The organism is Micromonospora sp. CA-111912, from assembly GCF_050948415.1.
Taxonomy (GTDB): domain Bacteria; phylum Actinomycetota; class Actinomycetes; order Mycobacteriales; family Micromonosporaceae; genus Micromonospora.
The window spans coordinates 5,772,089-5,796,639 of sequence record NZ_CP192007.1 but is presented as its reverse complement, the minus strand read 5'-3'; the positions used below and the strand labels follow the sequence as shown (position 1 = coordinate 5,796,639).

Annotated in this window: 14 protein-coding genes and 3 rRNA genes; 12 read left to right on the top strand and 5 right to left on the bottom strand. The window is 69.9% G+C overall.

All coding sequences use genetic code 11. The features are described from left to right. Window positions 1–528: 528 nt before the first annotated feature. From ACQPZO_RS24145 to rrf, 3 genes are all read left to right on the top strand, one after another. Window positions 529–2,045: ribosomal RNA gene (locus ACQPZO_RS24145) — 16S ribosomal RNA — on the top strand. A 379-nt stretch (window positions 2,046–2,424) separates the two neighbouring features. Beyond that, window positions 2,425–5,532: ribosomal RNA gene (locus ACQPZO_RS24140) — 23S ribosomal RNA — on the top strand. Between the two features lie 85 nt (window positions 5,533–5,617). Then, a 5S ribosomal RNA gene (gene rrf / locus ACQPZO_RS24135) occupies window positions 5,618–5,734 on the top strand. The 16S, 23S and 5S rRNA genes sit together here, the layout of an rRNA operon. A 138-nt stretch (window positions 5,735–5,872) precedes the next feature. Here rrf and ACQPZO_RS24130 read toward each other — a convergent pair. Continuing rightward, on the bottom strand, window positions 5,873–6,556 hold the full coding sequence (locus ACQPZO_RS24130; protein WP_433344174.1) for a hypothetical protein: 684 nt from the start codon (window positions 6,554–6,556) through the stop codon (window positions 5,873–5,875). Window positions 6,557–6,625: 69 nt separating this feature from the next. On the opposite strand from ACQPZO_RS24130, the gene ACQPZO_RS24125 reads away from it, so the two are divergent. The 3 genes from ACQPZO_RS24125 to ACQPZO_RS24115 all read left to right on the top strand — a co-directional run bounded on the left by ACQPZO_RS24125 (window position 6,626) and on the right by ACQPZO_RS24115 (window position 11,006). Continuing rightward, window positions 6,626–9,244 (top strand): valine--tRNA ligase, encoded by a 2,619-nt coding sequence (locus ACQPZO_RS24125; RefSeq protein WP_433344173.1) that lies wholly within the window; start codon window positions 6,626–6,628, stop codon window positions 9,242–9,244. Between the two features lie 95 nt (window positions 9,245–9,339). Continuing rightward, a complete protein-coding gene (locus ACQPZO_RS24120) occupies window positions 9,340–10,611 on the top strand; it encodes a bifunctional folylpolyglutamate synthase/dihydrofolate synthase (protein ID WP_433351210.1) in 1,272 nt (423 codons plus the stop codon). Next, complete coding sequence (locus ACQPZO_RS24115; RefSeq protein WP_396675030.1) at window positions 10,608–11,006, top strand: DUF4233 domain-containing protein; 399 nt, start codon at window positions 10,608–10,610, stop codon at window positions 11,004–11,006. Before ACQPZO_RS24120 ends, ACQPZO_RS24115 begins: the two co-directional genes overlap by 4 nt. 81 nt (window positions 11,007–11,087) lie before the next feature. Here ACQPZO_RS24115 and ACQPZO_RS24110 read toward each other — a convergent pair whose 3' ends face one another. After that, a complete protein-coding gene (locus tag ACQPZO_RS24110) occupies window positions 11,088–12,446 on the bottom strand; it encodes a VOC family protein (protein ID WP_433344170.1) in 1,359 nt (452 codons plus the stop codon). A 144-nt stretch (window positions 12,447–12,590) separates the two neighbouring features. Here ACQPZO_RS24110 and ndk point away from each other — a divergent pair, with 144 nt between their 5' ends. Then, a complete protein-coding gene (ndk, locus tag ACQPZO_RS24105) occupies window positions 12,591–13,016 on the top strand; it encodes a nucleoside-diphosphate kinase (RefSeq protein ID WP_433344168.1) in 426 nt (141 codons plus the stop codon). A gap of 39 nt (window positions 13,017–13,055) precedes the next feature. Here the strand turns inward: ndk and sigJ are convergent, their stop codons facing one another. Both sigJ and ACQPZO_RS24095 read right to left on the bottom strand, forming a co-directional pair. Further along, window positions 13,056–13,988 (bottom strand): RNA polymerase sigma factor SigJ, encoded by a 933-nt coding sequence (gene sigJ / locus ACQPZO_RS24100; protein ID WP_433344167.1) that lies wholly within the window; start codon window positions 13,986–13,988, stop codon window positions 13,056–13,058. Further along, entirely contained in the window at window positions 13,937–14,377 is a 441-nt protein-coding gene (locus tag ACQPZO_RS24095; protein ID WP_433344165.1) for a carboxymuconolactone decarboxylase family protein, read from the bottom strand. The genes sigJ and ACQPZO_RS24095 overlap by 52 nt, the downstream gene beginning before the upstream one ends. A 277-nt stretch (window positions 14,378–14,654) precedes the next feature. Between ACQPZO_RS24095 and ACQPZO_RS24090 the strand changes: the two genes are divergently transcribed. Continuing rightward, window positions 14,655–15,356 carry a lysophospholipid acyltransferase family protein gene (locus ACQPZO_RS24090; RefSeq protein ID WP_433344163.1) on the top strand — a complete coding sequence of 234 codons (702 nt, stop codon included), beginning with the start codon at window positions 14,655–14,657 and terminating at the stop codon, window positions 15,354–15,356. 82 nt (window positions 15,357–15,438) lie between these two features. On the opposite strand, the gene ACQPZO_RS24085 is transcribed toward ACQPZO_RS24090, so the two are convergent. After that, entirely contained in the window at window positions 15,439–17,220 is a 1,782-nt protein-coding gene (locus tag ACQPZO_RS24085; protein ID WP_433344162.1) for a hypothetical protein, read from the bottom strand. 221 nt (window positions 17,221–17,441) lie between these two features. Between ACQPZO_RS24085 and ACQPZO_RS24080 the strand changes: the two genes are divergently transcribed. The 4 genes from ACQPZO_RS24080 to ACQPZO_RS24065 all read left to right on the top strand — a co-directional run bounded on the left by ACQPZO_RS24080 (window position 17,442) and on the right by ACQPZO_RS24065 (window position 24,432). Then, window positions 17,442–18,047, top strand: coding sequence for a hypothetical protein (locus ACQPZO_RS24080; protein ID WP_433344160.1), 606 nt, complete (start codon window positions 17,442–17,444; stop codon window positions 18,045–18,047). A gap of 237 nt (window positions 18,048–18,284) precedes the next feature. Continuing rightward, on the top strand, window positions 18,285–20,282 hold the full coding sequence (locus tag ACQPZO_RS24075; protein WP_433344158.1) for a TIGR03960 family B12-binding radical SAM protein: 1,998 nt from the start codon (window positions 18,285–18,287) through the stop codon (window positions 20,280–20,282). A 196-nt stretch (window positions 20,283–20,478) separates the two neighbouring features. After that, on the top strand, window positions 20,479–21,168 hold the full coding sequence (locus ACQPZO_RS24070) for a TIGR03936 family radical SAM-associated protein (RefSeq protein WP_433351208.1): 690 nt from the start codon (window positions 20,479–20,481) through the stop codon (window positions 21,166–21,168). A 138-nt stretch (window positions 21,169–21,306) separates the two neighbouring features. Then, the gene (locus ACQPZO_RS24065) at window positions 21,307–24,432 is read left to right on the top strand and encodes an Rne/Rng family ribonuclease (protein ID WP_433344156.1); all 3,126 of its coding nucleotides are present in this window, start codon (window positions 21,307–21,309) and stop codon (window positions 24,430–24,432) included. The last annotated feature ends 119 nt before the right edge of the window (window positions 24,433–24,551 follow it).

Below are 24,551 nucleotides of genomic sequence, written 5' to 3'. Positions count from 1 at the left end.
CGCGTAACTTTCTCTCTGCAAGCGGGAGGCCGGACAAACCGGCCGAGAGCGGGCACCAGGCTCGTGGCGGACACGCCGAGCGAGGCTGGAAAACTGGGTGGTGCGAGCAACGCCGGTGAAACGGAGTTGCGATCGCGGAGCCGGCCGGGTAGAGTGCTGAAGCCGGCAGGAGCCGGGCGGGTGGCCGCGAAGCGGCGATCGGCCGGTCTGCGGCTTCCCACGACAGCAGCGACCGCCAGTCATGGCGTGCGTCAACGTGGTTTCGATCGAATCGGCAAAGAAAACCTCGGAAACGAGGTTGACCGCGAAGAGTCGATCGGGTAAGTTAGAGAGGTTGCCCCGGATGGGGGTCCTACTGAGTAGGATTCGCCGGATGGTGTGTGGTTGTTCTTTGAGAACTCAACAGGGTGCTTGATAAGCCAGTGCCAATTATGATTTATACCCGGGCTGGTTGGGGCTTTAGGGCTTCGGCTGGTTTGGATTCCTTTGGCAACACTTTTGTTGCCGGGACAGTTTTTCAACAAGTTTTTGTTGGAGAGTTTGATCCTGGCTCAGGACGAACGCTGGCGGCGTGCTTAACACATGCAAGTCGAGCGGAAAGGCCCTTCGGGGTACTCGAGCGGCGAACGGGTGAGTAACACGTGAGCAACCTGCCCTAGGCTTTGGGATAACCCTCGGAAACGGGGGCTAATACCGAATATGACTGCTGGCCGCATGGCTGGTGGTGTAAAGTTTTTCGGCCTGGGATGGGCTCGCGGCCTATCAGCTTGTTGGTGGGGTAATGGCCTACCAAGGCGACGACGGGTAGCCGGCCTGAGAGGGCGACCGGCCACACTGGGACTGAGACACGGCCCAGACTCCTACGGGAGGCAGCAGTGGGGAATATTGCACAATGGGCGGAAGCCTGATGCAGCGACGCCGCGTGAGGGATGACGGCCTTCGGGTTGTAAACCTCTTTCAGCAGGGACGAAGCGAGAGTGACGGTACCTGCAGAAGAAGCACCGGCCAACTACGTGCCAGCAGCCGCGGTAAGACGTAGGGTGCGAGCGTTGTCCGGATTTATTGGGCGTAAAGAGCTCGTAGGCGGCTTGTCGCGTCGACTGTGAAAACCCGCAGCTCAACTGCGGGCCTGCAGTCGATACGGGCAGGCTAGAGTTCGGTAGGGGAGACTGGAATTCCTGGTGTAGCGGTGAAATGCGCAGATATCAGGAGGAACACCGATGGCGAAGGCAGGTCTCTGGGCCGATACTGACGCTGAGGAGCGAAAGCGTGGGGAGCGAACAGGATTAGATACCCTGGTAGTCCACGCTGTAAACGTTGGGCGCTAGGTGTGGGGGACCTCTCCGGTTTCCTGTGCCGCAGCTAACGCATTAAGCGCCCCGCCTGGGGAGTACGGCCGCAAGGCTAAAACTCAAAGGAATTGACGGGGGCCCGCACAAGCGGCGGAGCATGCGGATTAATTCGATGCAACGCGAAGAACCTTACCTGGGTTTGACATGGCCGCAAAACTCGCAGAGATGTGAGGTCCTTCGGGGGCGGTCACAGGTGGTGCATGGCTGTCGTCAGCTCGTGTCGTGAGATGTTGGGTTAAGTCCCGCAACGAGCGCAACCCTCGTTCGATGTTGCCAGCGCGTTATGGCGGGGACTCATCGAAGACTGCCGGGGTCAACTCGGAGGAAGGTGGGGATGACGTCAAGTCATCATGCCCCTTATGTCCAGGGCTTCACGCATGCTACAATGGCCGGTACAATGGGCTGCGATACCGTGAGGTGGAGCGAATCCCAAAAAGCCGGTCTCAGTTCGGATCGGGGTCTGCAACTCGACCCCGTGAAGTCGGAGTCGCTAGTAATCGCAGATCAGCAACGCTGCGGTGAATACGTTCCCGGGCCTTGTACACACCGCCCGTCACGTCACGAAAGTCGGCAACACCCGAAGCCGGTGGCCCAACCCCTTGTGGGAGGGAGCCGTCGAAGGTGGGGCTGGCGATTGGGACGAAGTCGTAACAAGGTAGCCGTACCGGAAGGTGCGGCTGGATCACCTCCTTTCTAAGGAGCACCATTCGCCGAAAGGCGGTATGGAGCCCGCGGCCTGCGGATGTCGGGTCGGGGTGCTCAGATGGCGGAGACACTGGTGAGTTTTGCCCTGGCAACGGCCGGGATTGCCTAGTACAGCCACTTTTGGTGGTGGGAATGGTTAATTCTGGTGCGGCTGGGGGAGGGCGGAGAGCACCCTGTTGGGTCCTGAAGGAACAACCATTGGTTGTTTTCTTCGGAGCCGATTCCTTGCCCTTTTGGGGTGGGGTTGGTTGTCCAGGCATGGCCTGGTGTGGCATACCGCCGGCGGTTGTCGGGTCTGGTGTTGCGCTGTTGGGGTTGTGGGTTGGTCGTTTGTTGAGAATTGCACAGTGGACGCGAGCATCTTTGTGGTCAAGTTGTCAAGGGCGAACGGTGGATGCCTTGGCACCAGGAGCCGATGAAGGACGTGGGAGGCCGCGATAGGCCTGGGGGAGCTGTCAACCAAGCTGTGATCCCAGGGTGTCCGAATGGGGAAACCTGGCATCAGTCATGTGATGTCACCCGCACCTGAATACATAGGGTGTGTGGAGGGAACGCGGGGAAGTGAAACATCTCAGTACCCGTAGGAAGAGAAAACAAGAGTGATTCCGTGAGTAGTGGCGAGCGAAAGCGGATCTAGGCTAAACCGGCTGCGTGTGATACCTGTCAGGGGTTGCGTGGTTGGGGTTGTGGGACTCTGCTGAATGAGCTGACACTTGTTCGAGAAGTTATAAAACCAGTTGCTAGCCGAACAGTCTGGAATGGCTGACCGTAGGCGGTGAAAGTCCGGTAGGTGAAAGTGGCTGGTCTTCTGTGGGTGTTCCCGAGTAGCGGCGGACCCCTGTAATCTGCCGTGAATCTGCCAGGACCACCTGGTAAGCCTAAATACTTCCTGGTGACCGATAGCGGACAAGTACCGTGAGGGAATGGTGAAAAGTACCCCGGGAGGGGAGTGAAATAGTACCTGAAACCGTTCGCCTACAATCCGTCGGAGCCTTGCGGGGTGACGGCGTGCCTTTTGAAGAATGAGCCTGCGAGTTAGTGGCATGTGGCGAGGTTAACCCGTGTGGGGGAGCCGTAGCGAAAGCGAGTCTGAATAGGGCGATTCAGTCGCGTGTCCTAGACCCGAAGCGGAGTGATCTAGCCATGGGCAGGCTGAAGCGCGGGTAAGACCGCGTGGAGGGCCGAACCCACCAACGTTGAAAAGTTGGGGGATGACCTGTGGTTAGGGGTGAAAGGCCAATCAAACTCCGTGATAGCTGGTTCTCCCCGAAATGCATTTAGGTGCAGCGTCGCGTGTTTCTTGCCGGAGGTAGAGCACTGGATGATCTAGGGGGCCCACAAGCTTACCGAAATCAGCCAAACTCCGAATGCCGGTAAGTGAGAGCGCGGCAGTGAGACTGCGGGGGATAAGCTTCGTAGTCGAGAGGGAAACAGCCCAGATCACCAGCTAAGGCCCCTAAGCGTGTGCTAAGTGGAAAAGGATGTGGGGTCGCATAGACAACCAGGAGGTTGGCTTAGAAGCAGCCACCCTTTAAAGAGTGCGTAATAGCTCACTGGTCAAGTGGTTCCGCGCCGACAATGTAGCGGGGCTCAAGCACACCGCCGAAGCTGTGGCATTCACATTTTATCCTCGCTTGGACTTGATTCCTTGTGCAGGTGTGTGGATGGGTAGGGGAGCGTCGTGCCGGGGGTGAAGCAGCGGGGTGACCCAGTTGTGGACGCGGCACGAGTGAGAATGCAGGCATGAGTAGCGAAAGAAGGGTGAGAAACCCTTCCGCCGGATGACCAAGGGTTCCAGGGCCAGGCTAATCCGCCCTGGGTGAGTCGGGACCTAAGGCGAGGCCGAGAGGCGTAGTCGATGGACAACGGGTTGATATTCCCGTACCCGCGAAAGAGCGCCCATGATGAACCTTGTTGTGCTAACCGCGTGAACTGGCTGATGTCTTCGGATGGATGTTGGGGAGTGTGGGAACCTGGCGGGTAGTAGTCAAGCGATGGGGTGACGCAGGAAGGTAGCTGAGCCCGGCCGGTGGTTGTGCCGGGGTAAGCGTGTAGGCCGTGTTGTAGGCAAATCCGCAACACATTAAGGCTGAGACGTGATGCCGAGCCGATTCAGGTGAAGTCAGTGATCCTATGCTGCCGAGAAAAGCCTCTAGCGAGTTCTTAGCGGCCCGTACCCCAAACCGACACAGGTGGTCAGGTAGAGAATACCGAGGCGATCGGGCGAACTGTGGTTAAGGAACTCGGCAAATTGCCCCCGTAACTTAGGGAGAAGGGGGGCCGGAGACGTGAAGCCCCTTGCGGGTGGAGCGTTGTATGGCCGCAGAGAGCAGGGGGAAGCGACTGTTTACTAAAAACACAGGTCCATGCGAAGAAGTAATTCGATGTATATGGACTGACGCCTGCCCGGTGCTGGAACGTTAAGGGGACCTGTTAGCTCTTCGGGGCGAGGCGGAGAACTTAAGCGCCAGTAAACGGCGGTGGTAACTATAACCATCCTAAGGTAGCGAAATTCCTTGTCGGGTAAGTTCCGACCTGCACGAATGGCGTAACGACTTCCCCACTGTCTCAACCACAGGCCCGGCGAAATTGCATTACGAGTAAAGATGCTCGTTACGCGCGGCAGGACGGAAAGACCCCGGGACCTTTACTATAGCTTGACATTGGTATCCGAATTAGCTTGTGTAGGATAGGTGGGAGCCGGTGAAGTCCATACGCCAGTATGGGTGGAGGCAATCTTGAAATACCACTCTGGTTGATTTGGGTTTCTAACTTCGGGCCGTTATCCGGTTCAGGGACAGTGTCTGGTGGGTAGTTTAACTGGGGCGGTTGCCTCCTAAAAGGTAACGGAGGCGCCCAAAGGTTCCCTCAGCCTGGTTGGCAATCAGGTGTTGAGTGCAAGTACACAAGGGAGCTTGACTGTGAGACTGACAGGTCGAGCAGGGACGAAAGTCGGGACTAGTGATCCGGCACTTGCGAGTGGAAGCGGTGTCGCTCAACGGATAAAAGGTACCCCGGGGATAACAGGCTGATCTTCCCCAAGAGTCCATATCGACGGGATGGTTTGGCACCTCGATGTCGGCTCGTCGCATCCTGGGGCTGTAGCAGGTCCCAAGGGTTGGGCTGTTCGCCCATTAAAGCGGCACGCGAGCTGGGTTTAGAACGTCGTGAGACAGTTCGGTCCCTATCCGCCGTGCGCGTAGGATACTTGAGAAGGGCTGTCCCTAGTACGAGAGGACCGGGACGGACGAACCTCTGGTGTGCCAGTTGTCCCGCCAGGGGCACGGCTGGTTAGCTACGTTCGGAAGGGATAACCGCTGAAAGCATCTAAGCGGGAAGCCTGCTTCAAGATGAGGTATCCCACCCACCTTGGTGGGGTAAGGCCCCCAGCTAGACTACTGGGTTGATAGGCCGGAAATGTAAGCTCGGTAACGGGTTGAGTTGACCGGTACTAATAGGCCGAGGACTTGACTACTAAGCTGCTACGCGTCCACTGTGCAACTCTCGACAAATGAACAACAGACCAGTTGTTGTGGTGTTGTTTGATATGTCGATAGAGTTACGGCGGTCATGGCGGAGGGGAAACGCCCGGTTACATTCCGAACCCGGAAGCTAAGCCCTCCAGCGCCGATGGTACTGCACTCGTGAGGGTGTGGGAGAGTAGGACACCGCCGGACATCTTTCGGTCAGGGCCACCCCTTCGGGGGTGGCCCTGACGCGTTTCCGTGACCATTTACCGAACCCGGATCGGGCCGCTTCGGCGTGATCGCTCCGGGCATGGACCGCCCGAACGCGGTCTTCGGGGGCGCCGTGGCTCAGGAACGGGTCTGGACATCCTCGCGGATCTGCCGCATGAGGTCACCGGCGGCGGCCGATGGGCGCCCCGGCATCATCGCCAGCGCGACGCTGCCGTGGTCCGCCCAGCCGCAGACGGCGAAGTCACCGCCGTCGCCGCTGGTGGTGCCACACTTCATCACCCCGCCGAACCGGCCGGCCGGCACCTTGCGCAGCCCGGTGACCTTCCCGGTCTCGTCGGCCATCAGGCCGAAGAGGGTGTCCAGGTCGCGTTCGGGCTGCCACAGCAGGGTGGTGCCCCCGAAGAGCAACACCGAGCGCTTGTCGTCCGCCGGATCGCGGTACACGACGCCGAGGCTGCGATCCAGGTCGATGTCGGCGGACAGCCCGTCGCGCAGGTAGTCGGCGGTGCTGCGGGCCCGCTCGCTGTCGTCGCGTTGCAGGCCGGCGGCGGTGGCCGGAGCGGCCAGCCGGGCGTCCTTCTGCTGCGCCACCCGCCAGCCGGCGACGCCCAGCGCCCCGACGCCGGCGAGGCCGGCCGCCAGGAGCACGGCGAGGGCGATCCGCCCGCGCCGGGATCGGGGACCGCGCCGTCGGGCCCCGTCCTGCGGGTCCCGGTTGCTGAGCCGGATCGGTTCCTCGGTGAGGTCGATCGGCTCGGGCTCGTCGGCGAGCGGACGCTCGGTGAGATGTGCGTCGGACATAGCCGACACCGTACGCGAAGGGCAGGTGGCGCACGTCGGGTCCGCGGAAGCGCTCCGTAGACTTTCAGGGTGACCGACAGACTGGATGCCCGACGCCCCGACGCCCCGACCCTGCCCGCCCAGTACCAGCCGGGCGAGGTTGAGCAGCGACGGTACGAGCAGTGGGTAGCCGCCGGGCACTTCCGGGCGTCGGCCCAGAGCGACAAGCCGCCCTTCGCCATCGTCATCCCGCCGCCCAACGTGACCGGCTCGCTGCACATGGGCCACGCGTTCGAGCACACGCTGATGGACGCTCTGACCCGGCGCAAGCGGATGCAGGGCTTCGAGGCGCTCTGGCTGCCGGGCATGGACCACGCCGGCATCGCCACCCAGAACCTGGTCGAGCGGCAGCTCGCCGGCGAGGGCCTGTCGCGGCACGACCTGGGCCGGGAGAAGTTCGTCGAGCGGGTGTGGCAGTGGAAGGCCGAGTCCGGCGGCGCGATCCTGGGCCAGATGCGCCGCCTCGGCGACGCGGTCGACTGGGAACGCGAGCGCTTCACCATGGACGCAGGGCTGTCCCGGGCCGTGCAGACCATGTTCAAGAAGCTCTTCGACGACGGGCTGATCTACCGGGCCAACCGGATCATCAACTGGTGCCCGCGCTGCCTGACCGCGCTGTCCGACATCGAGGTGGAGCACACCGACGACGACGGCGAGCTGATCTCGATCCGGTACGGCGACGAAGTCGTGGTGGCCACCACCCGCGCCGAGACGATGCTCGGCGACACCGCGGTGGCGGTGCACCCCGACGACGAGCGGTACCGGCACCTGATCGGCACCGAGGTCGCCCTGCCGCTGACCGACCGGCGCATCCCGATCGTCGCCGACGAGCACGTCGACCCGAGCTTCGGCACCGGCATGGTGAAGGTGACCCCGGCGCACGACCCGAACGACTTCGAGATCGGCCAGCGGCACGACCTGCCCGCCCGGACGATCATGGACGAGCGCGGCATCATCACGGCGCCGGGCCCGTTCGAGGGCCTGGACCGGTACGAGGCCCGGCCGGCGATCGTCGCCGCGCTGCGCGAGCAGGGCCTGATCGTGGCCGAGAAGCGGCCGTACGTGCACGCGGTGGGCCACTGCTCGCGGTGCAAGACCACGGTCGAGCCGCGGCTGTCGTTGCAGTGGTTCGTCAACACCGCCCCGTTGGCCAAGGCGGCCGGGGACGCGGTGCGCGACGGCCGGGTGAAGGTCGAGCCGGCCGAGCTGGCCAAGCGCTACTTCGCCTGGGTCGACAACATGCACGACTGGTGCATCTCCCGCCAGCTCTGGTGGGGCCACCGCATCCCGGTCTGGTACGGCCCGGACGGGGAGATCGTCTGCGTCGGCCCGGACGAGGAGCCGCCGACCGGCGATGGCTGGCACCGGGACGAGGACGTGCTGGACACCTGGTTCTCCAGCGGGCTGTGGCCGTTCTCCACCCTCGGCTGGCCGGAGCAGACCCCGGACCTGGCGAAGTTCTACCCGACCAGCGTCCTGGTCACCGGTTACGACATCCTGTTCTTCTGGGTCGCCCGGATGATGATGTTCGGCCTCTACGCCATGGACGGCCGGCCGCCGTTCGACGTGGTGGCCCTGCACGGCATGGTGCGCGACGAGCACGGCAAGAAGATGTCGAAGTCGTTCGGCAACGTGGTCGACCCGCTGGACTGGATCGACCGGTTCGGCGCGGACGCCACCCGGTTCACCCTCGCCCGGGGCGCCAACCCCGGCCAGGACGTCCCGGTCAGCGAGGACTGGTGCCAGGGTTCCCGCAACTTCTGCAACAAGCTGTGGAACGCCACCCGGTTCGCGCTGATGAACGGCGCCCACACCGGCGGCCCGCTGCCGCCGGCCGAGCAACTCTCCACCGTCGACCGGTGGATCCTGTCCCGGCTGGCGCACGTCACCGCCGAGGTCGACGAGCAGTTCGAGGCGTACGAGTTCGCCAAGGTCTGTGACCTGCTCTACCACTTCGCCTGGGACGACGTCTGCGACTGGTACGTGGAGCTGAGCAAGCCGGTGCTCGCCGAGGGCGGGGCGGCGGCCGACGCCACCCGGCGGGTGCTCGGGCACGTGCTGGACCAGCTCCTGCGGCTGCTGCACCCGGTGATCCCGTTCGTCACGGAGGAGCTGTGGATCGCGCTGACCGGCGGGGAGACGGTGGTGACGGCCGCGTGGCCGGCAGCCGACCGTACCGGGATCGATGACGCCGCGGAGGGCGAGGTCGGCACCGTCCAGCGGGTGGTGACCGAGATCCGGCGGTTCCGCTCGGACCAGGGCCTGCGGCCCACCCAGCGGGTGGTCGCCCGGCTCGACGGCCTGGCCGGCGCGGGCATCGCCTCCCACGAGCGGCTGATCCGCTCGCTGGTCCGGCTCGACCCGGCCGGCGACGACTTCCAGGCCAGCGCGACCCTGGCCATGCCCGGCGAGGTGAGCGTCGCGCTGGACACCCGGGGCTCGATCGACGTGGCCGCCGAGCGGGCCCGGCTGACCAAGGACCGCGCCGCCGCCGGGAAGGAGGTCGCGCAGGCCCGCGCGAAGCTGGACAACCCGGCGTTCGTGGGGAAGGCCCCGGAGCCGGTGGTCGCCAAGATCCGCGACCGGCTCGCCACCGCCGAGGCCGACCTGATCCGCATCGATGCCGCTCTGGAGGCGCTGTCCTCGTGACCGACCGTAACGATCGCACCCACCGCACCGCTCGCGGCGTCGACGGCGAATTCGCCGCCGTCGACGCCGAGCTGGCCGCGCGCGGGTTCACCCGCATGCACTTCGAGCTGGACCGGATCGAGACGCTGCTCGACCTGCTCGGCAGCCCGCAGCGGGCGTACCCGTCGATCCACCTGACCGGGACCAACGGCAAGACCTCGACCGCCCGGATGATCGACTCGCTGCTGCGGGCGTTCGGGCTGCACACCGGCCGGTACACCAGCCCGCACCTGGAGACCGTCCGGGAGCGGATCAGCCTGGACGGGGAGCCGGTCAGCGAGGAACGCTTCGTGGCCACGTACCGCGAGGTGGTGCCGCTGGCCGAGCTGGTCGACCAGCGCTCCGCCGAGCCGTTGACCTACTTCGACCTGACCACCGCGCTGGCGTTCGCCACCTTCGCGGACGCTCCGGTCGACGTCGCGGTGGTCGAGGTGGGGCTCGGCGGGGCGGAGGACTCCACCAACGTGATCCAGGCCGGCGTCGCGGTGCTCACCCCGATCGGGCTGGACCACACCGAGTGGCTGGGCGACACCCTCCAGGACATCGCCCTGCACAAGGCCGGGATCATCCACAAGGGGGCCACGGTCGTCTGCGCGGCTCAGGAGGAGGAGGCCGCCCGGCCGATCCTGGAGCGGTGCGCCGAGGTCGGCGCGACGGTCGCCCGCGAGGGGTCGGAGTTCGGCGTGCTGCGCCGTTCGGTGGCGGTCGGCGGCCAGGTGCTCAGCATCCAGGGCCTCGGCGGGGTGTACGAGGAGATGTTCGTTCCGCTGCACGGCGCACACCAGGCGCAGAACGCGGCGGTGGCGCTCGCCGCCGTGGAGGCGTTCCTCGGGGCGGGGGCGAATCGGCAGCTCGACGTGGAGGCAGTCCGGGAGGGCTTCGCCGACGTCAGCTCGCCCGGCCGGCTGGAGAAGGTGCGTAGCGCGCCGACGGTCCTGCTCGACGGGGCGCACAACCCGCACGGGATGGCGGCCACGGTGACCGCCCTGCAGGAGGAGTTCGCGTTCAGCAAGCTGGTCGGCGTGCTCGGCGTGCTCGGCGACAAGGACGCGGTGAGCCTGCTGGAGCTGCTGGAGCCGGTGCTCGACTCGCTGGTGGTCACCCGCAACAGCTCGCCGCGGGCGATGCCGGTCGACGAGCTGGCCGAGTTGGCCCGGGACGTCTTCGGGGCGGACCGGGTGGAGGTGGCCGAGGAGATGCCCGAGGCGATCGAGGCGGCGGTGGCCGAGGCCGAGGCCGACGTCCCCGGCGAGCTGTCCGGGGTCGGCGTGCTGATCACCGGGTCGGTGGTGACCGTGGCCGACGCCCGCAGGCTGTTCAAGCGATGACCGCCCCGGACCCCGACCGCCCGGCGGAGGGCGTCGGCGACGGGTCGGGTCAACGGCGCTCCGGGCTGCGCAACCCCGAGGGGGCGGTGCGTGGCCTGGGTGCCGGGACGCTCGGCCTGGAGGCCCTGGTGCTGCTGCTCGCGATCCAGCCGATCCGGGTGGTCGGTGGGGAGCTCAGCGGCGCGGCCGTCGCGGTGATCGTGGCGTTGGCCGTGGCGGCGGTGGTGCTCGCCGGGATGATGCGCCGGCGGTGGGCCTGGTACGCCGGCACGGTGCTCCAGGGGGCGCTGATGCTCGCCGGGCTGCTGCACTGGTCGCTGCTGGTGGTGGGGATCATCTTCGCCCTGGTCTGGGGGTACGCCCTGCACGTGCGTCGGGTGATCCTCGGCCGCTGAGCCGCCGCCTGCGGGACGGGGCCCTCCGCGGGAAGGCCCTCCGCGGTGCGGGCCCGGTGCCGGAGGGCCGTCCCCACACGTTCAGGCGTCGGCGCGGGTGCGCCACTGGGTGAGGGCGATGCCGTGGCCGTCCGGGTCGCGGAAGGCCGCCGCCCAGACCTCCAGCTTGGTGCCCCGGTTCACCACCCTCGGGGCGTACGTGAAGCGGACGCCGGAGTCGCGCAGCCGCTCGTACGCGCCCTGGATGTCGTCGACCTCCAGGTTCACGTGGACCAGGCGGCGGCTCATCGGGGCCGCGCCAGTGACCTCGCGCAGCACCAGCCGGGTCGTCCCGGAGGCGAGCACGGCGTTGCCGGCGCCCCGGTCGACCTCCTCGAAGCCGAGGGTGTCCCGGTAGAACTCCAACGACCGGTCCAGGCCGGTGACCAGCAGGGTGATGCCGACCCCGCTGATCGGGGCCGCCGCGTCGGCGGGCTCGGTCTCCGGGTCGTAACCGAAGATCGCCTCGTCCAGCTCGTGCTGGTCGGGGGCCGGCCCGGTGCCCGGGGCCGGGTCGTCCAGCGGCACGTCGATGGGGTCGGCCGGGGCACCCGCGTCGATGGTCTCGACGGGGACGGTCGGGTCGAAGCGTTCCTCGGCCGGTGGGCGGGGGGCCGGGGTGGCCCGCCGGGGCAGCGGGCCAGAGGCCGGGTCCACCAGCGTCCCCTCCAGCACGACCGGGCCGCCCGGCCGCTGGTGCATCACGACCGGCTCCCGGCCCTCCGACAGCGGGCCGAGGTCGTCGTCGCGCAGCGGGTCGGGCCCGGGCGGGTCGCGCAGGTCGTCGTGGAAACCGGACGAGCCACGCAGGTCGTCGCGGAAACCGGGCAGGTCGCGCAGGTCGTCGCGGAAGTCGTCGTCCGGGATGCGGTCGGCCCACGGCGGCGCCTCCTGCTGGATCAGCACCTCGTCGACGGGGTCGGCACCCGCGTACTCGGGCGGGAGGTCAGCCATCGCCGCCGCGGCGGTCTCCGCGTGGGTGGGCACCTCGTCCCAGAGGACGCGGACGTGCCGCTGGTCGTCCAGGGCCACCCGGATCGGCAGGGCCTGCCCGATCGAGGGCCACTTCGCCACCGGGACCCGCGGCTCGATGATCTTCTTCGACCGGGGCGGCAGGCCGGGCGCGTCGATGACGAGCTGCAACTCGCAGCGGCCGAACGCGTACGCGCTGGGCGGCTCGGAGGCGCTGTGCACGTGGCCGACGCCGACCACCCAGGTGCGGCCGCCGCCGCGCACGGTGGCCAGCGCGATCGCCAGCACCAGCAGGGCCACCCCGAGCGCCACGATCGCCCAGCTGGTCATGCCCAGCCCGAACAGGACCACGAAGGTCGCCACGGTGCCCAGCACCGCCGCGATGAGCTTGCGTACCGGCGCGATGGGTCGGTTCCCGCCATTCGCCACTGTGGACCTCCCATGGGTCAAGGGCCAGGCTAGGCCGGATCGGCGACCCAGGGAATAGCGCAGCCGCCGCGCCGGTGCCGGCACCGGGTCGCTAGGCTGACCGTACCCAGCCGAGCCGTCTTCCGCGCACAGGAGGAACCCAGCGTGTCCAGCAGCAGCCCGGACGAGCGTTCTCTCGTTCTGATCAAGCCCGACGCGGTCGGCCGTGGCCTGGTCGGTGAGATCCTCTCCCGCTTCGAGCGCAAGGGTCTGCGGATCGACGCCATGGCTCTCCGGACGATGGACGGCGACTTCGCCGACCAGCACTACGCCGAGCACGTCGACAAGGCGTTCTACCCGCCGCTGAAGGGGTTCATGACCAGCGGCCCGCTGGTGGCCCTGGTGCTCTCCGGCGACCAGGTCATCGAGGTGGTGCGCGGCATGATCGGCAGCACCGACGGCCGCCGGGCAGCCGCCGGCACCATCCGGGGCGACTACTCCCTGTCCAACCGGGAGAACCTGGTGCACGCCTCCGACTCGACCGACAGCGCCAAGCGCGAGATCGCGCTCTGGTTCCCCGAGCTGGGCTGACGGCTTTCCGACGCCGGGCACCCCGGCCCGGCCGCCGGCTCACCCCGAAAGCCGGGTGAGCTTCTCCGGGTTGGCGACCACGTACAGGCCGGTGATCCGGCCGCCGGCGGCGGCCACGGTCAGCGCGTACCGCCGGCCGCCGGGCCAGTGCACGACGTACCCGGGCCGGCCGTTGAACTCCACCTGGACCGTGCGCGGGGTCGGCTGCCGGGTCCCGAGGACCCCGGCGAAGAAACGGGCCACCCGGTCCGCCCCGCGTACCGGGTTACGGGCCGCCCTGGCCCGGCCGCCCCCGTCGGCCCACAAGGTGACGTCGGTCGCCACCAGGTCCGTCAGCCGGGCCAGGTCGCCGTCGCGGGCCGCGGCGAGGAACGCGTCCAGCAGCCGCCGCTGCTCGCCCGGGTCGGCCGCGAAGCGTTGGCGTTCGTCGGCGACCCGGGCTGCCGCCCGGTGGTGCAACTGCCGGCAGTCCGCTGCGGACCGGTCCAGGATCTCGCCGACCTGCGCGTACGGCAGGTCGAAGGCGGTGCGCAGCACGTAGACCGCGCGCTCCGGCGGAGTCAGGCGCTCCAGTAGGTGCAGCAGCGCCAGGGAGAGCGAGTCGCGCAGCTCCGCGTGTTCCGGCGGCCCGAACGGCGAGGGCGCGGTGGGCACCGGCTCCGGCAGCCAGGGCCCGACGTACGTCTCCCGGGTGGCCTGCCGGGCCCGGAGCCGGTCGATGGCGAGCCGGGTGACCACCCGGGACAGGTAGCGACGCGGCTCGGCCACCGCTGCCCGGTCGACGCCCAGCCACCGCAGGTACGCGTCCTGGAGCACGTCCTCGGCGTCGTGCAGGCTGCCGAGCATCCGGTACGCCAGGCCGAGCAGCATCGGCCGGTGCACGTCGAGCGCACCGGCCGCCTGCGTCGTCCCGGCCGTCGTCACCCGTCCGTCGGCGGCCGGCGCCGGGTGGCTGCCACGATCCGATTCCACACGTTGATTGTGGCAATCGCGACCGTCAGGTCCGCCAGCTCCTTCTCCGACCAGACCTTCGCGGCGGCGTCCCAGACCTCGTCGGGCACCCCGTGCTCCCCGAGGCGGGTGAGCGCGTCGGTGAGCGCGAGCGCGGCCCGTTCCCGTTCGTCGAAGAAGGGCGCCTCCCGCCAGGCCGCCACGGCGAACAGCCGCCGGCTGGACTCGCCCGCCGCGAGGGCGTCCCGGCTGTGCATGTCCACGCAGAACGCGCAGCCGTTCAGCATCGACGCGCGCAGCTTCACCAGTTCCAGCACCGTGTGGTCGAGGTTCGCGCGGGTGTACCGCTCCAGCCCGGCCACCGCCCGGTACGCCTCCGGCGCCACCGCCTCCAGATCGATCCGACTCATCGTGTTCTCCCGTCCTCGTCGGTACAACAGGACGACGGGTGGCGGGGGCGTCGATGTGACGGCGGCGGGTGTGACGCCGGTCATGCCGTCGCCGGCAGACCTTCGAGGCCTCGCTGGAGGCAGCCCGGGCCGCCTCCAGCGACGGGCCCCTTCCGGGAGGAGCCCCCACCCGGCCGCCCTCCGCCACGCAGCGGGCGGCCCGGCCACCCGTTCGGCCCGGCGTGACCGCGTCGGCTAACGTGACATCGCCCCGTTCAGCACGACCGCCGGAGGACCAGTGCCGCTGCTCTACACCATCGGCAAGCTCACCGTGGCGCCCGCGCTCCGGTTGGCCTTCCGACCGACCGTGGAGGGTTTGGAGCACATCCCGGCGACCGGTGGCGCCATCTTCGCCGGCAACCACCTCTCCGTCGCCGACGAATTGTTCCTCGGCACGGTCGTGCCCCGGCACCTGGCGTTCTGGGCGAAGTCGGAGTACTTCAAGGGGACCGGCCCGAAGGGCGCGTTGTCGAAGTTCGTGCTCACCGGGCTGGGGGCCATCCCGGTCGAGCGGGCCGGCGGCCGGGCCGCGCTGTCCGCGTTCGACGCGGCGATCCCGGCGCTGCGAGGCGGTGACTTCGTTGCCGTGTACCCGGAGGGGACCCGCTCGCCCGACGGGCGGCTCTACCGGGGCCGCACCGGGGCCGCCCGGCTGGCGGTCGCGGCCGGCGTCCCGATCATCCCGGTCGGTATGACGGGCACCGACAAGGCGCAGCCGATCGGCACCAGGGTGCCCCGGCCCGGGCGGGCGGACATCGTCGTACGGTTCGGCAAGCCGCTCGACTTCACCGGCCGCCCGGACGACCGGACCTCGCTGCGGGAGATGACCGACGAGGTGATGAGCGAGATCCAGAAGCTCACCGGCCAGGAGTACGTGCCGCGTTACGCCCCGCCCCGCGCGCGTCCGGCGGCCGAGGGCGAGCCGCCGACCCCGGCCTGACCGGCCCGCCGTCCCGCCCCGGTTCCCCACTCCGGTCCCTGGCTGCCGGCCTCGGCCGACCCCACCCCCGTCGCTCCGGGCCTCAGCCCGTCGTGCCCGGGTCCTGGTCGGGCGTGACGATCTGCTCGCGCATGGTCTCCAGCAGCCGGGCGCTGTCGTCGACGGAGAGTTGGGTGAACACGCCGGTGGTGAGGCTGCCATGGTCGACCGAGGTGCACACCACCACGTCGGTGCCGTCGAGGGCGCCGATGGCGCAGCGCTCGAACCGGCCCCGGACGCCGGTCTCCACCACCTGCTTGTCCCCGAGCCGGTACGACTCCGTCAGCCGGGTCATCTCGTCGTCCGCGTCGCTCTCCGGGGTCAGCCGGAAACCGGTGCCGCCGAACACCGCCACCGGCTTGCCCGCCGACGAGGCGTACACGCCGGCGAAGGTGCCCTCGGTCAGCAGGTGCGCCTTGCGCACCTCCTTCTCCAGTTCCTTCGCGGTGGCCTGGCTCCGGGCGTCCTCGCGCAGCGACAGGTCGGAGATCTGCTGCGGCAGCGCGGCGCTCGCCGGGTACTGCTCCCACATCGGCTTCACCCAGTAGGCCGGGCAGCCGCAGCAGCAGGCGATGCTGAGCAGCAGCACCCACGGCCAGCGCCGACGGCGCCGGCGGGGGGCCCTCGGCGCGGGCGGCGGCGTCGGTGCCGCCGGCGGCGGGGCGGGCCGGTGCTGCTGCGGTGGCCGGGACGGCGCGACCGGCAGGGCCGGCGGCGGCACGTGGCGCGGCGGGGCGGGCGGTGACACCTGACGAGGCAGGGCCTGCGGTGGCATCTGACGGGTCGGCGCCGGTGGCCGGGCCGTGGGCGGCGGCGAACTGACGGGCCGGGCCGCGGGCGACACCGGCCGGGCCCCCTGCGGTGGGGTGGCCGGATGGGCCACCGGCGGCGGCGGGGTCGGGGGCCCGACGACGGGTGCCGAGCCGGCGCCCGGCCCCGGGTGCCGCCGGGCTGCCGGCGGCGTCGGGTACGACAGCGTCGGCGGCAGCGGGGGCAACTCGGCGGAGTGCAGGTCCCAACTGCCGGTGTCCACGCCGGCCCACGGGTCCACCGGCACCTGGCTCTCGGGGGGCGGCAGCGGGCCGTGCCCGATCGGGGCGGGTGGCGGCGGGGTGGGCTCCGCCGACTCGCCCCAGTTCCTCCTGCGTTGCGGCGGCGGTGGGACCGGCGCGGAGCCGGTCCACCGGGGCGCCGGCGGCGCGGAAGCGGCGGGGTCGAGGGTGGTCCGGTCCGGCCGCGCGTCGACCTTCGTCGGGTCGGGGGCGGGAACCACCGGGACCGGCCCACCGCCGCCGCGAGCCGGGTCCGGGCCGGTTCGTCCCGGGGTGGCCTCGACCCGGGTGGGGTCCGGGCCGTTCTGTTCGAGAGTCGCCTCGGCCGCAGTCGGGTCCGTGCCGGTCGGGTCCGTGCCGGTCGGGTCCGGGGCGGTCGGCTGCGGTGCGGTGTCGGCCGCCGGGGCCGGGGTGACCGGCTCGGGCCACGCCGTGGGGTCGACCCGGGTCGGTTCCGGCGGAGTCGACGCCTCGGCCGCCGGTCGGGGATCACGGACCGGGGTGGTCGCGTCGGGAGCGTCGCTACCCGGGGTGCCGGCGGAGCCGGCCGGGTCGGGGGCGTCATCCGCCGGGGTGGCGGGCGTGCCCTCCGGGTCGGCGACCGGCACGTCCGCGGCGGCGGGCGGCGCGGAGGTGCCACGCGAACCGGGTGCGGCGGGCGGTGATTCGGGGGAGGGGGTCGACTCGCCGGCGACGGCTGGACCCTGGTCCCGGTCGTTGGCCGGGGTGCCTCCGTCGGCCGGTCGGTCTGCTCCCGGCTGCGGGTGCGGCATCGCGGCAATCTCCTCTCACGCCGGTCCGAGATTAGTACCGGCGTGCCACCGACGGCGATTCGCCCACGTCCCGGGTGGCGCGTGGACGGCGCCAGCAGCCGGATCGGCTGAGGCCGGGTCGATCTGCGGAACCGGTCGGGAATTTTTGTTCCTCATCCCTGACCAGACCGTTAAATCGGTAGTGTCCTAATTTGGCGGCTCGCCGCCGAGGAGGTTCGACCATGCGCGTACCCATCCTGCTCACGCTCCTGGCCGGGCTCGCCGCCTGCGGCCAGCCAGGCTCCGCCGCCGCACCGCACCAGCCCGCTTCCCCACCGGCCGGGTCCTCCTGCGCCCAGGCCGGCACCGCCGTCCCGTCGCCGGTGGCACCGTCGCCGGGGCGCTCATACTGGCCGCATCAGGACAGCCTGATGGACGCCGCCACCACCGTGCAGGAAGCCGGTGAGCAGCGCTGGCCGCAGCTGTACGCCGGGGTCGAACTCGACCTCGAACAGAACCTGCTCCAGGTGCGCCGCATCCCCTCTGGTCCCGCCGTCGACCAGGCCATGTGCGCCCTCGTGCCGACAGTGACCGTCAGGTTCGTCGACGCCGTCCACTCCGAGCGGCAGCTCTACGCCTGGCAGGCCAGCATCTTCGCCGACCGCCCCTACTGGCAGCGCCGCGGCATCGTCCTGAACGGGATCAGCACCGAACCGGGCCTCTGCGTCGTCGTCGCCATCGACGACCCGGCCCGCCACTGGGCAACGATCACCGCCCGCTACCCGGGCCTGCCGATCCGCGTCGAACACGGCGGCGAGGCCGTGCCTCTCGTTGTCGGGCAGACCTGACCCCGGCGCGGGCCACCGGGCCCGCTCCTCCCGCCGGCCCTCCCCGGCAGTGCCGCCGGATCACCGTAGCGGCGCAACTCCTGCCCGGCGGCGTGTTCATCGGGTACATGGCCACCACCCCGCAGTTGCACCGCCGCGCTGATCAGTGTGGGCGCGACCGGTCCTCCCCGGGGTGGGGCCGGACGCGCGGCGGATGCGACGCGGCGGCCGGCGGGCGGACGCGTACCCTTGGGCATCATGAGCGTCCCGTCCACCACCCCGCGCCCCGCCGCGGCCAACTCCGTCTGGCCTCGGCTGGAGCCGCTGCTGCCCCAGGTGACCAAGCCCATCCAGTACGTCGGTGGCGAGCTGGGCGCGGTGGTCAAGGACTGGGACACGGCGACCGTCCGCTGGGCGCTGATGTACCCGGACGCCTACGAGGTCGGGCTGCCCAACCAGGGCGTGCAGATCCTGTACGAGGTCCTCAACGAGCTGCCTGACGTGCTCGCCGAGCGGACGTACGCGGTCTGGCCCGACCTGGAGAGCCTCATGCGCACGCACGGCGTGCCGCAGTTCACCGTCGACGCCCACCGCGCGGTGCGCGACTTCGACGTGTTCGGCATCTCGTTCTCCACCGAGCTGGGCTACACCAACCTGCTCACCGCGATCGACCTGGCCGGCATCCCGATGCTCGCGGCGGACCGCACCGACGCCGACCCGGTGATCGTGGCCGGCGGGCACGCCGCGTTCAACCCGGAGCCCATCGCCGACTTCGTCGACGCCGCCGTGCTCGGCGACGGCGAAGAGGCGGTCCTGGAGATCACCACGATCGTCCGGGAGTGGAAGTCCGAGGGCTCCCCGGGCGGCCGGGACGAGCTGTTGCTGCGGTTGGCCCGCACCGAGAGCGTCTACGTGCCGCGCTTCTACGACGTGGACTACCTGCCCGACGGGCGGATCCAGCGGGTCGTGCCGAACCGGGCGGACGTGCCGTTCCGGGTGCACAAGCGCACGACGATGGACCTGGACGCCTGGCCGTACCCGAAGAAGCCCCTGGTCCCGCTCGCCGAGACCGTGCACGAGCGGTACGCGGTGGAGATCTTCCGGGGCTGCACGCGGGGCTGCCGGTTCTGCCAGGCCGGCATGATCACCCGGCCGGTCCGGGAGCGGTCGATCACCACGGTGGGACAGATGGTGCAGCAGGGGCTGGAGTTCTCCGGCTTCCACGAGGTGGGCCTGTTGTCGCTGTCGTCGGCCGACCACTCCGAGATCGGCGACATGTGCTCCGGCCTGGCCGAGCAGTACGCGGGCACCAACGTGTCGCTGTCGCTGCCGTCGACCCGGGTGGACGCGTTCAACATCGACCTGGCCCAGGAGCTGTCCCGCAACGGCCGGCGCACCGGTCTGACCTTCGCCCCCGAGGGCGGGTCGGAGCGGATCCGCAAGGTGATCAACAAGATGGTGTCGGAGGAGGACCTGATCCGCACCGTCGTCACCGCGTACACCAACGGCTGGCGGCAGGTGAAGCTGTACTTCATGTGCGGCCTGCCCACCGAGACCGACGACGACGTGCTCCAGATCGCCCGGATGGCCCACGAGGTCATCAAGGCGGGCCGGGCCGCCACCGGCTCGAAGGACATCCGCTGCACGGTCTCCATCGGCGGGTTCGTGCCGAAGCCGCACACCCCGTTCCAGTGGGCGAAGATGGAGCGGCCGGAGGTCATCGACGGCCGGCTCAGGCTGCTCAAGCAGGAGATCAACTCGAACCGGTCGCTCGGTCGCGCGATCGGCTTCCGCTACCACGACGGCGAGCCGTCGCTGATCGAGGGCCTGCTCAGTCGCGGCGACCGCCGGGTCGGCGCGGTGATCCGCCGGGTCTGGGAGGACGGCGGCCGGTTCGACGGCTGGAGCGAGCACTTCTCGTACCAGCGCTGGGTGGACGCCGCCGCCGCGACGCTGCCGGCCTTCGGCGTGGACCTGGACTGGTACACCACCCGGGAGCGCGACGAGCTGGAGGTCCTGCCCTGGGACCACCTGGACTCGGGCCTGGACAAGGACTGGCTCTGGAAGGACTGGCAGGACTCGACGTCCGAGTACGAGCAGGACGACTGCCGGTGGACCCCGTGCTTCGACTGTGGGGTCTGCCCGTCCATGGACACCGAGATCCAGATCGGCCCGACGGGCCAGAAGCTGCTCCCGCTCACCCCGCTCAACGGCGCCGGCCTGAAGGTGCCCACCCACACCCACACCCACCCCTGACCCACGGCCGGCCACCACCGCCCGCTGCGTTGATCAGGTAGGTGTCGTCACGGTCACGGCATGTCGGCGACGGCACCTGCACGACCAACCGGTTCTGAGTCCGAGGAGCACGACGATCAGCAGGAAACCACAGCCGGAGGGCGGGCAGGCCCCGATCGTCCAGCGTGTCCGGATCCGGTACGCCAAGCGGGGACCGCTGCGGTTCACCTCGCACCGAGACTTCGCCCGTGCCTTCGAGCGGGCGTTGCGTCGGGCGGGTGTGCCGATCGCCTTCTCGCAGGGCTTCACCCCGCATCCCAAGATCTCCTACGCCAGCGCCGCCCCGACCGGGGTGGCCAGCGAGGCGGAGTACCTCGAGATCGGGCTCCGCGAGCCGGTCGACCCGGAGCAGTTGCGGGCCGCGCTGGACGCCGCCCTCTCGCCCGGCCTCGACATCCTGGAGGCTGTCGTCGCCTCCGGTGGTGGTCTTGCCGACCGGATCGAGGCGTCACACTGGCGGATCGAGTTGCCGGAGGTCGAGCCGGCTGTGCTGGATCGCGCGGTGGCCGCCTTCACCGCCGCCGAGGAGGTTCAGGTCGAGCGGATGACCAAGCAGGGTCGCCGCACCTTCGACGCTCGCGCGGCAGTCATCAGCATCGATGTGGTTGCGTCTCCGCAGACGCCTTCCGGGGCCGCAGCCGTACCGTGTGCGATACTCGAACTGGTCGTCCGGCAGGTCACCCCGTCCGTACGACCCGATGACGTCCTTTCCGGCCTCCGCGCGGTGGCCGACCTGGAGCCGCCGGTCGCCCCGAGGGTGATCCGGCTGGCGCAGGGCACGTTGACCGCGCAGGGCGCGATCGTGGATCCGTTGGACGCGGACCGCATCGGGGCAGCCATCGTATGAGCGTTGACCGTCGGTCAACGCTCTGGCAGGCAGACTTCGGCGGTCGCGCACCTCGCGCGCCCGGCGGAAACACTTTTGCGGCAACCCTGCGTGGCAGCGCTCAACCGCGCCCGGGGCAGCCAGAACTGGAGAACCTCCATGCTCGAGAACGAGCCCGAGGGCGGCGAACGGACCGGTTCACAGCCGGCCGGCGAGACCGCTGACCGCACCACCGACGCCGGCGGCACCGTCACCGGAGCAGCCGGGGGTACCGCCCCGGTCGGCGGGTCCACCGCCGCCCAGCAGGCGCCCGGTGGGGAACCGGCCGCCGAGGCGCCGCCCGCCCCGCCCCGCAAGCGGGCCACCCGGCGGCGGGCTGCCCCGCTGAACCAGCCGGAGCAGACCGACGCGCCGACGGAGGCGTCCACCTCCGCCGGCTCGACCAGCAGCGAGTCCCCCCAGGCCGAGGTCTTCGCCCCGATCGCCGGTGAGCTGGAGGAAGCCCCGAAGACGCCGCGCCGCCGCCGCAAGGCGACCACCGCGAAGGCGGCGGAGGAGCCGGTCGTCGCGGCCAGCGTGGAGGAGGCGTCCGCCGAGGTCGTACCCCCGGTGAAGGTGACCCGGACCCGCCGCCGCAAGGCCACCGCACCCGCGGTGGAGGCCCCGGCCGAGGCCGGCGCCGAACCGACCATCACCCAGGCGGAGGCGTCGTCCGCGCCGGCCGCCACCCAGACCACGTCCGGGCCCGCCGCCGCCCAGCCGGTCGACGGCGCGGCGGCCGAGGACGAGGAGACCGACCAGGCCGCGGAGGCCACCCGGGCCGCCGAGGCGCAGGCTGCCGCCGGCACCCGGCCCAGCGGCGCGGAGAACCGCGCCGGGGAGGTCCCGCCCGGCGCGGCCGTGCCCGCCGTGCCGCCGGCTGTGCCCGTCGAGGCGGCCGAGCCCGCCGAGCCGAAGACCCGGCGGCGGCGGGCTGCGCTCTCCGCGCCCACCGTGCTCTTCATGGCACCCCAGCCGGAGGAGGCGCCGGTCGCCCGGGTCGTGGTGCCCGTCGTGATCGAGGAGGAGCCGGCCGAGGAGCAGCCCGAGCCGACCCGGCGACGTCGCCGCGGTCGCCGCGAGGCCGAGCTCGTCGAGGCGGTGGAGCCCGTCGAGGAGCCCGTCATCGAGGAGGCCGAGGAGGCCGCCGAGGACGACGAGGATGAGGACGAGGACGAGGACGAGACCGCGGCGGCTCGCCGGCGGCGTCGGCGTGGCCGCCGGGGTCGGGGGCGCGGCAAGGGCGGCGCGGACGACGACGCCGACGAGGACGCCGAGGAGACCGCCCAGGCCGAGGAGGAGACTGCCGAGGCCGAGGGTGACGAGGACGAGGGCGAGGAGAGCGGGGACGGGCTGACCCGCCGCCGCCGTCGTCGTCGTCGTCGGGGCGCCGGGGACAGTGACGGCGGTGCCGACGACGGCGTGCCCACCGTCGTGAAGATCCGCGAGCCGCGCAAGGCCGTCGACGAGGTGCAGGGCGTCTCCGGGTCGACCCGACTGGAGGCGAAGCGGCAGCGCCGCCGCGACGGCCGGGAGCAGCGGCGGACCCGTCCGCCGATCCTCAGCGAGTCGGAGTTCCTGGCCCGCCGGGAGGCGGTCGACCGGGTGATGGCGGTACGCCAGCGCGGCGACCGCACCCAGATCGCCGTCCTGGAGGACGGTGTGCTGGTCGAGCACTACGTGACCCGCAACTCCTCCGGCACCATGGCCGGCAACGTCTACCTCGGCAAGGTGCAGAACGTCCTGCCGAGCATGGAGGCGGCCTTCGTCGACGTGGGCCGGGGTCGCAATGCCGTGCTGTACGCCGGCGAGGTGAACTGGGACACCACGGGTCTGGAGGGCCGGGCCCGCTCGATCGAGCACGCCCTCAAGTCCGGCGACTCGGTGCTGGTGCAGGTCACCAAGGACCCGATCGGGCACAAGGGCGCTCGGCTGACCAGCCACATCGCCCTGTCCGGCCGGCACCTGGTGTACGTGCCGAACGGCAACGCCTCCGGGATCAGCCGCAAGCTGTCCGACACCGAGCGCAAGCGGCTGCGTGACGCGCTCAAGAAGCTGGTCCCCGACGGGGCGGGCGTGATCGTCCGGACCGCCGCCGAGGGGGCGAGCGAGGACGACCTGGCCCGCGACGTCGAGCGGCTCCAGGCCCAGTGGGAGGACATTCAGGCCAAGGTGGCCTCCGGCGGTGCCCCGGTGCTGCTCTACGGGGAGCCGGACCTGGTCATCCGGGTCGTGCGGGACCTGTTCAACGAGGACTTCCGCGAACTGGTGATCGAGGGCGACGAGTCGTACGGGATGGTCGAGTCGTACCTCTCGCATGTCTCGCCGGACCTGGTCGACCGGGTGCGCCGGTACGTCGGCACCAGCGACGTGTTCGCCGAGTACCGGATCGACGAGCAGATCCTCAAGGGTCTCGACCGGAAGGTCTTCCTGCCCTCCGGCGGTCATCTGGTGATCGACCGGACCGAGGCGATGACCGTGGTCGACGTCAACACCGGCAAGTACACCGGTGCGGGCGGCAACCTGGAGGAGACGGTCACCCGCAACAACCTGGAGGCGGCGGAGGAGATCGTCCGCCAGCTCCGGCTGCGTGACATCGGTGGCATCGTGGTGATCGACTTCATCGACATGGTGTTGGAGTCGAACCGTGAGCTGGTGCTGCGCCGGCTCACCGAGTGCCTGGGCCGGGACCGCACCAAGCACCAGGTCACCGAGATCACCTCGCTGGGCCTGGTGCAGATGACCCGCAAGCGGATCGGCGCGGGGCTGCTGGAGGCGTTCAGCGAGACCTGCGACTGCTGCAAGGGTCGCGGCGTGGTCATCCACACCGATCCGGTGCCGGAGAAGCCGCGCGCCGCGGGTGCGGGGGAGAAGGTCAAGGCGGTCGCCTCGGCCGTCACCGCCCCCGCCCCGGCCGAGCAGGTCGGTGGGGCATCGCCGCGGCGGCGGGCCCGCAAGAGCGCCGCGCCGGAGCGCGCGGTGGTCGAGGTGGCCGAGGCACCCGAGGCGCCGGCCGGGAGCGCGGTCGTCGAGTACCACGACACCATGGGCTACGACCTGTCCCGGTACGAGGCGGACACGGCTGCCGCACCGGCCGTGACGGACAGCCAGCAGGGCGAGTCCGCCCGGCTTGCCGGGGCCGACGACCCGGACGCCCTGGGCGACGAGGCCGACGGCGACGCCGAGGGCGGCACCGGCCGACGCCGGTCCCGTCGGGGCGGTACCCGGCGGCGCACCCGCCCGTGACCGGCTGACCTTCCGCGCTTCCCGCAGGGCCCCTTCCCCGGCAACAGCACCGGTGGGCGGGGCCCTGTCGGCCATCCCGGCCCCGGTTAGGATCGGCCACCCCGGTCAGGAGAAGAAGA